The 12,173-nt window shown below is 46.5% G+C and carries 10 protein-coding genes; 8 read left to right on the plus strand and 2 right to left on the minus strand.

Annotated features, from left to right (window positions below; genetic code table 11):
• The 8 genes from atpG to ABIN22_RS12690 all read left to right on the plus strand — a co-directional run bounded on the left by atpG (position 1) and on the right by ABIN22_RS12690 (position 8,700).
• Entirely contained in the window at positions 1 to 891 is an 891-nt protein-coding gene (gene atpG / locus ABIN22_RS12655; protein ID WP_109732524.1) for an ATP synthase F1 subunit gamma, read from the plus strand.
• Between the two features lie 70 nt (positions 892 to 961).
• The gene (gene atpD / locus ABIN22_RS12660) at positions 962 to 2,359 is read left to right on the plus strand and encodes a F0F1 ATP synthase subunit beta (RefSeq protein WP_109732523.1); all 1,398 of its coding nucleotides are present in this window, start codon (positions 962 to 964) and stop codon (positions 2,357 to 2,359) included.
• A 12-nt stretch (positions 2,360 to 2,371) separates the two neighbouring features.
• A complete protein-coding gene (gene atpC, locus ABIN22_RS12665; protein WP_109732522.1) occupies positions 2,372 to 2,788 on the plus strand; it encodes an ATP synthase F1 subunit epsilon in 417 nt (138 codons plus the stop codon).
• A gap of 198 nt (positions 2,789 to 2,986) precedes the next feature.
• On the plus strand, positions 2,987 to 4,606 hold the full coding sequence (locus tag ABIN22_RS12670; protein ID WP_109732521.1) for an EAL domain-containing protein: 1,620 nt from the start codon (positions 2,987 to 2,989) through the stop codon (positions 4,604 to 4,606).
• Positions 4,607 to 4,610: 4 nt separating this feature from the next.
• Positions 4,611 to 5,243, plus strand: coding sequence for a 4'-phosphopantetheinyl transferase family protein (locus ABIN22_RS12675; protein WP_346909071.1), 633 nt, complete (start codon positions 4,611 to 4,613; stop codon positions 5,241 to 5,243).
• Between the two features lie 69 nt (positions 5,244 to 5,312).
• Positions 5,313 to 6,107, plus strand: a complete 795-nt coding sequence (locus ABIN22_RS12680) for a M15 family metallopeptidase (protein ID WP_346909073.1) — start codon at positions 5,313 to 5,315, stop codon at positions 6,105 to 6,107.
• 197 nt (positions 6,108 to 6,304) lie between these two features.
• Positions 6,305 to 7,270 carry a hypothetical protein gene (locus ABIN22_RS12685; RefSeq protein ID WP_346909075.1) on the plus strand — a complete coding sequence of 322 codons (966 nt, stop codon included), beginning with the start codon at positions 6,305 to 6,307 and terminating at the stop codon, positions 7,268 to 7,270.
• 17 nt (positions 7,271 to 7,287) lie between these two features.
• Complete coding sequence (locus tag ABIN22_RS12690) at positions 7,288 to 8,700, plus strand: deoxyguanosinetriphosphate triphosphohydrolase (RefSeq protein WP_109732517.1); 1,413 nt, start codon at positions 7,288 to 7,290, stop codon at positions 8,698 to 8,700.
• Between the two features lie 23 nt (positions 8,701 to 8,723).
• Here ABIN22_RS12690 and ABIN22_RS12695 read toward each other — a convergent pair whose 3' ends face one another.
• Together ABIN22_RS12695 and ABIN22_RS12700 are read right to left on the minus strand one after the other, a co-directional pair.
• Positions 8,724 to 10,244 carry a response regulator transcription factor gene (locus ABIN22_RS12695; RefSeq protein ID WP_346909078.1) on the minus strand — a complete coding sequence of 507 codons (1,521 nt, stop codon included), beginning with the start codon at positions 10,242 to 10,244 and terminating at the stop codon, positions 8,724 to 8,726.
• Positions 10,216 to 11,937: a sensor histidine kinase gene (locus ABIN22_RS12700; protein ID WP_346909080.1), complete on the minus strand. Its 1,722-nt coding sequence runs from the start codon at positions 11,935 to 11,937 to the stop codon at positions 10,216 to 10,218. Before ABIN22_RS12700 ends, ABIN22_RS12695 begins: the two co-directional genes overlap by 29 nt.
• Positions 11,938 to 12,173 lie beyond the last annotated feature (236 nt).

The raw sequence follows: 12,173 nt of genomic DNA on the forward strand, positions 1-12,173 counted from the left end.
ATGGCAAATATCAGAGAAATACAGACCCGTATAAACAGCGTAAAGGATACGATGAAGATTACGAATGCGATGTATATGATTTCTTCTTCCAAAATGAAACAGGCAAAGAAGAAGCTGTCTGATACAGAGCCGTATTTCTATGGCCTGCAGGGTGAGATTTCCAGAATCCTGCGCCATGTCCCTGATATTGAACATCCGTATTTTGACTTGAGGGAGAAGATCCCCGCTGAAAAGAGGAAGATCGGCTCCATTGTCATAACTGCGGATAAAGGACTTGCAGGGGCATACAACCATAATATCATCAAGCTTGAAGAAGAACTGCTTAGCGGGCCCGGGGAACATAAACTATTCGTTGTCGGAGAACTGGGAAGACACTATTTTGCCAAACATAAGGTAGAAATTGATACAAACTTCCAGTATACAGTCCAGAAGCCGACGATGCACCGTGCTAGAAATATCTCATCCGTCATTCTGGACCAGTTTGAAATGGGGCAATTGGATGAAGTATACATGATTTACACCCGCATGGAAAACTCTGTGCAGTCAGATGCTGAAAAAGTAAGACTTCTCCCGTTGGAGAGGGCTTCCTTTAATAAGATGATTATGCCTCTGAACATGTACAGGGAAGAAATAGAACTCTATCCATCCGCCAAAAGCGTCATGGACAGCATCATTCCGAATTATATAACAGGTATGGTCTACGGCTGTCTGGTAGAGGCCTATGCCAGCGAGCACAACGCCCGTATGATGGCAATGAAGGCTGCAACAGACAGTGCCGAGAGTATCATCAAAGATTTATCTACCTTATATAATAGGGCACGGCAGGCTGCCATCACCCAGGAAATTACCGAGGTATGCAGCGGGGCAAATGCCCAGAAACGGAAAAAGTAAAATATTCTGACAATGGAGTGCAAAGGGGTCAGACCCCTTTGCACTCACAAATAAGGAAGTGAGAACGATTATGAATAAAGGACGAATTGTACAGGTCATGGGACCTGTCGTTGACGTAGTATTTGAAGACGGCAATCTTCCTTTTATCAAAGATGCGCTTGAAGTTGAAAATAGTGGTAAGACGTGCATCATGGAGGTCGCACAGCATCTCGGGAATAATGAGGTGCGCTGTCTGATGCTTGCTGCCAGCGAAGGGCTGCATAAAGATATGGAAGTGACTGCTACCGGGGAAGGCATCAAAGTACCGGTTGGAGAGCAGACACTGGGCAGATTGTTTAATGTTTTGGGGGAAACCATCGATGATGGCCAGCCTCTTGAAACGAATCAGAAATGGGTGATCCACAGAGATCCGCCGAGTTTTGAGGACCAGAGCCCGGTTATTGAAATTCTGGAAACAGGTATCAAGGTTATTGACCTTCTGGCGCCTTATGCAAAAGGCGGTAAGATTGGCCTTTTCGGTGGTGCCGGTGTAGGTAAGACCGTACTGATTCAGGAATTGATTCGTAATATTGCTACAGAGCACGGCGGTTATTCTATTTTTACAGGAGTCGGTGAGCGTTCCCGTGAAGGGAATGACTTATGGACGGAGATGAAGGCTTCCGGGGTTCTTGAGAAGACGGCCCTGGTATTCGGACAGATGAACGAGCCGCCCGGAGCACGTATGCGTGTTGCGGAGACAGGGCTTACAATGGCTGAGTATTTCAGGGATAAAGAGCACCAGAACGTGCTTCTGTTTATTGACAATATTTTCCGTTTTACTCAGGCTGGTTCCGAGGTATCCGCACTTCTCGGACGTATGCCTTCAGCCGTAGGCTACCAGCCGACCCTTGCTACAGAAATGGGTGAGCTGCAGGAGCGTATTGCATCGACAAAGAACGGTTCCGTTACATCCGTACAGGCCGTATATGTGCCTGCCGATGACCTGACTGACCCGGCCCCGGCCACAACGTTTGCACATCTGGATGCGACAACAGTATTGTCCAGAAAGATCGTAGAGCAGGGGATCTATCCTGCAGTCGATCCTCTGGAATCCAACTCCCGTATTCTGGAGGCTGATATTGTCGGAGAGGAACACTATGAAGTGGCCAACCAGGTAACGGCAATCCTCCAGAAATACAAGGAACTGCAGGATATCATTGCAATTCTGGGTATGGAAGAACTGTCAGATGAAGATAAAGCGGTCGTTATGCGTGCAAGAAAGATCCAGAGATTCCTGTCACAGCCATTCTACGTTGCTGAGACATTTACCGGAATCCCGGGTAAATACGTGCCGCTCAAAGAGACAATCCGCGGTTTCAAAATGATTATCAGCGGCGAGATGGACCAGTATCCGGAATCTGCATTTTTCAATGTAGGAACAGTCGAAGATGTCATTGAGAAAGCAAAGGCGGAAAGTGCCGCAGAATAGAGGTGTATGCATATGGATACATTTGGGCTGAAAATAATAGCCAGCGACAGGGTGTTCTACGAAGGCCGCTGTAGAAAGCTGACCCTCCCGGCTCCCGACGGGGAGATGGGAATTCTGGCCAATCATGAGAACATGGTAATTGCCGTAACAGTCGGGGATGCCAGAATGGAGATCGAAGAAGGAAACTGGGTGGACGTTGCAGTTGGTGCAGGTTTTGCCGAGGTCGTGAACAATCGTGTTACGGTGCTCGTGGACACTGCCGAGCGCCCGGAAGAGATCGATGTGCGCAGGGCCGAGGAAGCAAAAGAGCGTGCCGAGGAGCAGATGCGGCAGAAGCAGAGCATTCAGGAATACTACCGGACCCAGGCATCACTGGCGCGGGCAATGAACCGGCTGAAAGTGTCACAGGGACAGAAATGGAATTTGTAGCAAAGGGGTCTGACCCTTTTGCGGATCAAAGACAGAATATTCTGAAAACGGAGGGCAAAAGGGTCAGACCCCTTTGCGCCTCCGTTTTTTGCTTCTTGCAATTTAAATAAGATTATACTACAATAATCATATCTGTACTTTAGTCAGTCCAGATGGTATTTATAACTGTTATCTAGTGAAATCAGGGGAGAAGAATCCATGAGTGAGAAGTATAAACAACGTTCTATCATTGAGATTATGAACGACGTATTAAGCACGATACGCGACTACTATGATTCGGAATATGTTTATTATATAGAAAAAGAAGAGGATGATATCCTCGCAATCTATGAGTGGTGTGCAGAGAATGTTCCGTGGCAGAGAGACCGTATCAAGATGCTGGATGCTGATCAGCTGCCGAGGTGGATCAGGCAGGAGATTACAGATACAACTGAGGCGGACTACAGTGTATTCCGTCCTTTAGATGATGATGTGACGGCTGTATTGGCAGCGGTTGGAGTACACAGGGGGGGATGCGACCTTTCGCTTATGCGTGCGGTCATTCCGTATATCTCTCAGGCGATCGTGCTTCAGAAGATGCAGAAGCAGCAGGAATATCTGAGTTACCATGATGACCTGACAGGTCTTTTGAACCGCAACAGTTTTGTCGGGTATCTGGCAGAGGTAAAGCAGGAGGAACTTAAGTCGCTGGGTGCGCTGTCCGTTGATATTAATGGGCTGAAGAATTTCAATAAGGAGTTCGGCCGGGAATACGGGGATGAGGTTGTCATCCGTGTCGGTGAAGTTCTGGAAGAGTACTTCCGCGGGGCGATGGTGTTCAGGCTGACCGGTGATGAATATCTGGCGATTATGGAAGACGTCTCATACGAGGACTTTATGAAGCATGTTCACGGCGCGCATAATAAGCTGGAGAATATCAGTCTCGGACTCGTAACGATGGGGTATGCATGGGAGAAGGTTGACATCGATGTGGACAGCCTTGTTGCACATGCCGAGAATATGATGCGCGAGGAGAAGCAGAAGTACTACAAGCATCTGAAAAAAGGCCATCATGAGCCGATCATTAAGCAGGACCTTCTGGAAGACATTGAACATGGCAGCTTTATCGTGTGCTTTGTCCCCAAAATGGATGTAATGACAGAGGAAGTCGTCGGGGCCGAAGCGGTAGTGCGTTACCACCATAAAGATCTTGGGATCGTAGACCCGGGAAAATATATTACACTTCTGGAAGAGACGAAGCTGTCACACTTCCTTGACTTATATGTGTTCGAACAGGTCTGTAAGACATTGAGGAAATGGGAACTGGAAGACATGCCAATGCTTCCTGTTTCTGTAAACTTTGCAGGGGCCACACTCCGTGAGGAAAGTGTTGCCGAGAAGATGCTTTCCCTGGTAGAAAAGTACCGGGTTTCCTGCGAATATCTGGAAGTAGAGGTTTCCGAATCCTATACAGATATGAATCAGGAGATGCTGGCCGAGACCAGCAATAAGATAAGAAAAGAAAATGTAAGGGTTGTTCTGGATCATTTTGGAGCAAAAGATTCCAGCTTTTCCATTCTTTCCATTATGGAGTTTGACGGGCTGAAGCTGGACAAGAGTCTGGTTACCAATATTGTGGGGAATAACAGAAGCCAGATCGTTGCGAAAGCAGTGATCGATGTGTGCCGCCAGCTCGGCGTGCACGTGGCGGCGGCCGGTGTGGAGACACAGGATCAGCTGAATGTATTGAAAGAGCTGGGCTGTGATTATGCACAGGGAACTTTATTTAATAAGCCTATTACCATTGATACATTTGAAGTACGGTATATGAAGGGATAAGGCGATGATTAGAACCTGGATTGCCGACATCACACCGTTATATGATGAAGCACATTACCGCAAGCATTACAGGCAGCTTCCTGATTTCCGGAAAGAAAAGGCTGACCGTATGCGGTTTCAGGAGGGGAAGGCGCAGAGCGCCGGAGCCTGGACACTGCTTCAGAGTATCAGAAAAGAATATGGAGTGAAAGAACAGGCAGCATTTAATCTCTCGCATTCGGGGGATTTTGTGCTGTGTTCTGTTGATACAGACGGAGGCCTTAATACTCAGGTCGGATGCGACATTGAGAAGATAAAGGTAGCAAATATGAAAGTCGCGGGCCGATTCTTCTGCCCGTCGGAATATGAAGAGATCCTAAGGCAGGAGAGCGCGGCAGAAAAAAGTGATGTCTTTTACCGTTTCTGGGTGCTGAAGGAAAGTTTCATGAAAGCAACGCGTCAGGGAATGGCGCTTGATATGAAAAGTTTTGAAATTGGGCTCGGCTGCCCGCCCGTTCTGAAGCGAAAGCCGGATGAGTTTCCGCGCAGCTATTATTATTGCGAATATAAGCTGGACGGGGTACCTTATAAAATAGCAGTTTGTTCCACAGAGAAAAAGATAGATACTGAAATACATACAGAACTGAGATTTGACTAGAAGAGTCGTGTCTCATGTTTTGTAAATCAAGTGAGCAGTGGTATATGACGGCTCATTAGGAGGCAGATTATGAGTGTGAAAATGAACCGAAAGATAAAGAGGGCCCTGGCATTCGGGGCGGTTGCGGGTGCCGCACTTGGCGTGCTGATTACATTTGCGGCTGCAAGTAAGGCGGTCGATAAGAAGGCAGAAGCTTTCGCCAAGACTGAGAAGACATTGAAAAAAGAAAAAAAGGCTCTTGAGGAGCAGGTCGAAAAGCAGAAGTCGATAGAGGCTGCGGCCACTCTGTCAACAAAAGGCACAGATGACTGGGAGCTTTTGCTGGTGAACGATAACTATCCGCTGGATCAAAAGTATGAACCAGAGCTGGAAGAGATAGCAGAGGGACGTTCAGTTGACGCAAGAATTGCGGAAGACACAAAAAAGATGCTTTCTGACGCAAAGGAAGCCGGCCTGAAGATGTATGTCCTTTCTGCTTATCGTAACTATGAAGATCAGAAGACGGTGTTCAATGAAACGATGGGGGACTGGATCAATCAGGGCAGCACCTATCTGGATGCCTATGAGGAGACTAAGAAATCTGTAGCAATACCCGGATACAGTGAACATGCAACCGGGCTGGCAATGGATATCGTTTCCGAAGATTATCAGGACCTGGATGACAAACAGGCTGATACAAAAGAATCCAAATGGCTTGCAGAAAACTGTTACAAGTACGGTTTTATCCTCCGTTATCCGTCTGACAAGTCCGACATCACAGGGATCGTGTACGAGCCTTGGCATTACCGCTATGTAGGAAAAGAGGCAGCAAAAGAGATTATGGAAAAGAATGTCACACTCGAGGAGTATCTGGGGGTTGCATAAGCGCATAAATTGTCGTTGACGGGTTCTGGTGTATTTGCTAAAATGAAGAATAGGGAAAAAGATAGGTTTATGAAGCAATTAATTTGTTTCTCACATACCGATTCATAGGGAGCCTGTGTAAAAAACAGGATGTGGATGGGGACGTGTTAGAACTACGGAGTATAAGTTGAATTCAATAAGGAGGTATACGAAGCATCATGGAAGATCTTACATTCGGAGAACAGGTCAAGATTATTTTAGGCCGAAAAGGCATGACGATTAAAGAACTGGCAGAGATTATTGAGGAACGTACGGGAATGAAGATGTCCAGACAGAACCTGACACAGCGCCTGGGCAGAGACAACTTTCAGGAACAGGATATGCGCATGATTGCGAATATTCTTGGCTGTCCTTTTCATTTGAGCATATTATCAGGAGAAGCACCGCCGACGGCAGCAGTAGTGGCAGCAGAAGCAGAGGCGGCCCCGGTGAAGGAGCAGAGGAAACAAGAGTCAAAGTATGAGCAGAAGCCTTCCGGACTTACAGTAGACCGGCAGCCGGCAGAACAGCCGCAGGAGGCGGAAGAACTGCTGGATGAAGAAGATGCTGAAGATATAGAAGAGACAGCAGAATCTGTTGAGATCAAGGAAGACGCCGAAGAAGTTGATATGACCATTGGCGAACTCTATGAAATACATGAGGAATTATCTGAACTGGAAAAGAGTGCAGAGGAAGAATCACCTCAGGACACAGCCCCGTCAGCTGCGGTAAACGGTACAGAGAAAGAAAAGCCCAAGAAGGAAAAGTTCCGCACCGGAGGCATTTTCCTGCGAAAGAAGGGCGTCACACCGGAACCGGACAGAGAAGAAGCGATCAGCAAAGAACCAATTGTACAGGAGACAAAGACAATAGAACCATTGCCTGACCCGGAAGATTTCGAGCCGGTCATCAAACATGATGATGCGGAAGAAGATCTGGTGCAGGGCGATATCAATCCATATACAGGACGTGAGTTCCAGTCTAACAGCGTGCGCATGCATCCGAACAGGATCGGTTATGTGCAGGTCTATGACCGCAATACACATAGATGGACAGATATGACGGAATGGGCTTTCCTCGGGTATCAGGAGAGGAAGAAAGCTCTGCTTGGAAAAGATTATGAGCCGCCGATTTATTTAGATTAAAGAATGGTGAAATTAAAATGGAATGGAATACACTGCTTTCTACCCGGAGAATGCGCGGAAGCGCCTCAGGTGCAAGGGTAAAATCAACAGATTTAAGAAGCGAGTTTGAAAAGGATTACCACAGGATCATAGGCAGTGCGTCTTTCAGGCGCCTGCAGGACAAGACACAGGTATTTCCTTTAGATAAGAGCGATTTTATCCGTACCCGCCTTACGCATTCACTGGAAGTATCTTCCTTTGCCAAATCTCTCGGCCAGAATATCGGGGAGAACATTATCACTCATAAAAGAGACCCCGGGTTCACACCGCAGATGAAGGAGGATATATGTCATATTCTTCAGTGCGCCGGTCTGATCCATGATATAGGGAATCCTCCTTTCGGACATTTCGGTGAAGATGCAATCCGCGAGTGGTTTACGCGGCACCTTTCCACACTCACCTTCTTTGACAGGAGTGTAGAGGAGATGCTCACGCCCCAGATGAGGGAAGATTTCTACCATTTTGAGGGAAACGCGCAGGCACTCAGGCTTGTGACAAAGCTGCATTATCTGGTGGACGAAAACGGAATGAACCTGACATATGCACTGCTCAATACAATCGTGAAGTATCCGGTACCATCCACGGGCATTGACAAAAACACCGGGAACATCAAAGATAAGAAGATGGGATACTACTACGCAGACCAGCAGATTTACGAGGAGATCGCCGCAGATACAGGGACGACAGGTATACGACACCCCCTGACCTATATACTCGAGGCGGCGGATGATCTGGCATACAAGACGGCGGATATAGAGGATGCATTCGTCAAAGGGTTTATAAGCTACTATGATCTGGAGCGGGAACTGGAGCAGCTGCAGGAAACCTATCCGGATTCCAATTTCAATGCACTTGAGAAGCTTCACACATATTATGAAAGAGGAAAACAAAAACAGTCCGGTAGCCCGGAATCTTATGCAGTGAAGAACTGGATCGTCCGTGTGCAGGGATATTTGATCAGCTGTGCAACTTTTGGGTTTACATCGAACTATGAAAGTATCATGAATGGGACTTTCAAAAAAGATATCTTCTTCGGGACCTTTGGAGAACAGCTTATGGAACTGCTGGGGGATATGGCATACAGATACGTGTTTTCCTCCACGGCCATCTATAAGATGGAAGTGACAGAAGCAGTGATACTGGACTTTCTCATGAATAAACTGGTACATGCCGTACTGTATTATGATACAGATGCAAAATTAAATTCTATCGACAGCAGGGTAATTTCCTTTATTTCCGATAATTACAAGAATGCATACAAATATCAGGCTGAAGGGAAAAGCGAAGCGGAGAAGTTATATCTCCGCCTGCTGCTTGTAACAGATTATATATGCGGCATGACCGACAGCTATGCCAAACGGCTGTATCAGGAAATGAACGGCCTTGTATAGCAACAGCCGGAAGGCCGCAGTGTTTACTCCTTTTCTGCCTCGCAGATCCGGATGAATTCTTTCGGAGAGCATCCGAAGTTTTTCTTGAAACATTTGCTGAAATAAAATACATCTGAGTAGCCAATTGCTGCCGCAACCTCGGACACGAGATAGTCCCCGGTTGCGAGCAGCTTTTTTGCGGCCTCCATCCGGGCTTTTGTAATATACTGTAAGATTGACTGGTCCCTGACATTTTTAAAAATCGTGCCCAGATAGGAGGCATTCAGCTGGAAATGCTCCGCTATGGATGAGACAGTGAGGTCCGGGTTCATATAGTTTTCATCAATATAGGCCGTAATCTTCCGGCAGTAGCTGACATCGGACGGCGGTGTTTTCTTCAGACTCATGCACTGGTTCCCGTAATGCAGGACCTCCTCTTTCAGCCGTCCGCAGTCGTGCTCCTCTTCAATCATATCTGAAATAAAATCGGAAATACTGCAGTCCAGATTCGCAGGAATCTTATAATGAATCTGGAAGGTGATAAACAGTTCGTTGAGGAACGAAAAAAGCAGGTCAATATTTTTCTTCTGCATAATGGTGTCAAAGGACTTTTCGATAAAACTCTCGAAATTCTTTACATCACTTAAGTTCAGGTACTCCATGACAGTCTGCCTGAGTTTTACAAGGTCAAGTTTTTCATTTCCCTGTTCTTTATGCTTAAATTCCATAAAGAGATCTGAGGACGGATGGAAATACCGCTGGTTTAAACTGGATGTAATCCGCCGGTAGTATGTTCCCCAGTCTTCCTCGAGAGAAAAAACATGATTGGCAGTGAGGAAAATGTAGTTGGGAGATTCCGCAACAAAACCAGTCAGGACACTTCCGAGGTGGCTGATATCAGAGCCGGTGCTGAAAAACAGCTGGATCACATAAATGTGCCCGGATTCCTGAAAATGTTCGCAATTGAGCCCCAGTTCACTCTGGATCAGATCCGTAAGTCCGAAAACGCCTGCGGGCGTATCATCCATAGTATAGATACCGATATATGCAGAATACCGGTACTGTGAAAAATCAGGATACTTAAGGCAGACTTCTGCATAACTGATCTTTTTATCACGGACGTCAGCCAGCGCATTACTGCGCATATGCCGGTCAAAGGATTTTAACTTGGCGGTTGTCTTCTGCCTTTGTGAAATTTTCTCTATGCAGTTTTCAAGGGAAGAGAGCAGTGCAGACGGGTCAACCGGTTTCAGCAGGTAGTCGCTGACTCCGTTCTGAAGTGCAGAGCGTGCGTATTCGAATTCGTTATATCCGGAAAGGATGATCACCTGTGTATCCGGGAAGTTCTGCCGGATATGCAGCGCCGTCTCTGTCCCGAGCATCTTGGGCATACGGATATCCAAAAGTACGATATCCACGTGCTGCTCGTTTAAAATATTAAGGACCTCGACCCCGTTTTCTGCCTCACCTGCCAGCTTTAAATTCAGCGCCGTCCAGGGGATGATTTTTTTCAGGCGCTGGCGGATAAAATATTCATCATCCGCGATCACTAATGTTGTCTGCATTGTTTACTGCCTCCTTCTTAGGAATTGTAATTGTTGTTATACAGCCTCCCGTGGGCCTGTTGGACATGACGAGTCCATATTCTTCGCCATAGTAGAGCTGGATTCTCTGATGGATGTTCTTGACACCGAAATGGTCACTGCATTCCCATATCTTCTGATAAGCCTCCTGGGTAAATCCCACACCGTTGTCCTGCACAATGATCAGAATATTTTCATCCTTCTCCTGTATCCGGATTTCCAGCAGCCCCTTGGATTCCATTTCCTTGATTCCGTGGTAAATACTGTTTTCCACGATGGGCTGTAAAAGAAGTTTAATGCAGGAATACTGTTTCAGCTCGTCGGGACACTCAATTGTATAATCGAATTTATGAAAATACCGGATCTGCATGATATGCAGATAGGCAGTTGTAATCTCCAGTTCATCCCCGACCGTAACGCGGAACTTGCCGCTGCTTAAGCCGACCCGGTAAAACGTGGACAAGCTCATAACAATATCGATCAGGGTCTGTTTTTCATCCAATTCAGCGAGAGAACAAATGTTATCCAGTGTATTGTAAAGAAAATGTGGGTTAACCTGCTGCTGGATCAGATCAAGAGAAATCTTATTCTTCATCTTAGTCGTTTCCAGAAGGTTGTCCTTCAGCTGTTCCTGTGCCTGGATCATGGCGTTAAACTCTGTAAAGAGCAGAGCGATATCCTGATCGTCACAGGGAATGTTGTCGATGGTGGACCAGTCCCCCTGTTTGATCTTCTGTGTATGGTCGATCAGGCTGTAAATAGGGGAGGTAATCGTTTTGGACAGTTTGCGTGATATAACGAAACAAATCCCGGCACAGAATATCGCGGCAAGCACGCTCAGCAGCAGTACCTGCACCAGCGGACGGAAAAAGGTGGCAAACGAAATACTGTTCGTAATATACCAGTCCAGCCGTGACAGGTGCCTTGTAAATGTAATATAACTGGTGGAGAGGTCTCTTGTTTTCGTTGTAAAGTCTGCATAATCTGATTCCAGCGGAAGGCTTCCGTCAGTACTTTTAACGATGCCCTCCCCGTCAGTTATATAAATATGCCGGTTCTCGTCCGTATTGCCGGAATAGATGTCTGAGATTGTGCTCTCCGGTATGGAAATCTCGATATAGCCCAGCAGTCCCCCCGTCGCGATGCTGTACACCGGCTGAACCATCGACAGTGTGTAGATGGTAGTATTTTTATTGTTGTTGGAATTCTTGGGCTGGAGGAACCAGACCCCCTTCCCGGAGGCCATGACATCGGCCATGTCCCTTCCCGGATAATACTCTGTCGTAGCTACCCGTTTCCGGTCTCCTGAATAAAAAGTGACAGAGTGGATAAACGGGGTGGACTGTATCGTATGATTAATGCTGTCCTTCATCAGCATCTTATCGATGGCAGAAAAATGTTCATGGTCATTTTTAAACTTCATCAGGCCCTTTTGTATGGTATCATCTGTCATAAGTGCCAGAGAATAATTCGATACAGAATCCATATAATAATTGAGCTGCCCGGCAATATAATCGAGCTGCGCCAGAGAGGAATCCGTAGTGCTCTTAATAAAATAATTATAGTACATAAAAGATGTAGCCAAAGTCAGCAGGAGTATCAGACACGCTGCAGTCAGTGTCATGCTCCGGAATATTTTAGAACGGATAGAAAGGCTTGTTTTTGTGTTTTTCATGTCGGTAACCTCCATATGTTGATGCCAGGGTCAAAAGGTCATACGATGCATGCTCGCATGCAATTGGATGACTTTGGGGCCCGTAAAACATGAGAAAGTAGCCCGATTAGGGCGGATTTCGAATGTTTTTAGGATTTTGGGAGCACGAAGTGCGGAGAAATCCGTAGTCATCAGGGGTCAAAATACCTTTTGACCCCAACATCATATGTTTATTCTATATGAATCATGAAAAAAAG

The sequence above is a fragment of the Faecalicatena orotica genome (genome assembly GCF_905197545.1).
GTDB classification, from domain to species: Bacteria; Bacillota; Clostridia; order Lachnospirales; family Lachnospiraceae; genus Faecalicatena_A; species Faecalicatena_A orotica.

Coding starts and splice junctions, on each gene's coding strand:
- atpG (WP_109732524.1), top strand. CDS start 1: ATGGCAAATATCAGAGAAATACAGACCCGTATAAACAGCGTAAAGGAT.
- atpD (WP_109732523.1), top strand. CDS start 962: ATGAATAAAGGACGAATTGTACAGGTCATGGGACCTGTCGTTGACGTA.
- atpC (WP_109732522.1), top strand. CDS start 2,372: ATGGATACATTTGGGCTGAAAATAATAGCCAGCGACAGGGTGTTCTAC.
- ABIN22_RS12670 (WP_109732521.1), top strand. CDS start 2,987: ATGAGTGAGAAGTATAAACAACGTTCTATCATTGAGATTATGAACGAC.
- ABIN22_RS12675 (WP_346909071.1), top strand. CDS start 4,611: ATGATTAGAACCTGGATTGCCGACATCACACCGTTATATGATGAAGCA.
- ABIN22_RS12680 (WP_346909073.1), top strand. CDS start 5,313: ATGAGTGTGAAAATGAACCGAAAGATAAAGAGGGCCCTGGCATTCGGG.
- ABIN22_RS12685 (WP_346909075.1), top strand. CDS start 6,305: ATGGAAGATCTTACATTCGGAGAACAGGTCAAGATTATTTTAGGCCGA.
- ABIN22_RS12690 (WP_109732517.1), top strand. CDS start 7,288: ATGGAATGGAATACACTGCTTTCTACCCGGAGAATGCGCGGAAGCGCC.
- ABIN22_RS12695 (WP_346909078.1), bottom strand. CDS start 10,244: ATGCAGACAACATTAGTGATCGCGGATGATGAATATTTTATCCGCCAG.
- ABIN22_RS12700 (WP_346909080.1), bottom strand. CDS start 11,937: ATGAAAAACACAAAAACAAGCCTTTCTATCCGTTCTAAAATATTCCGG.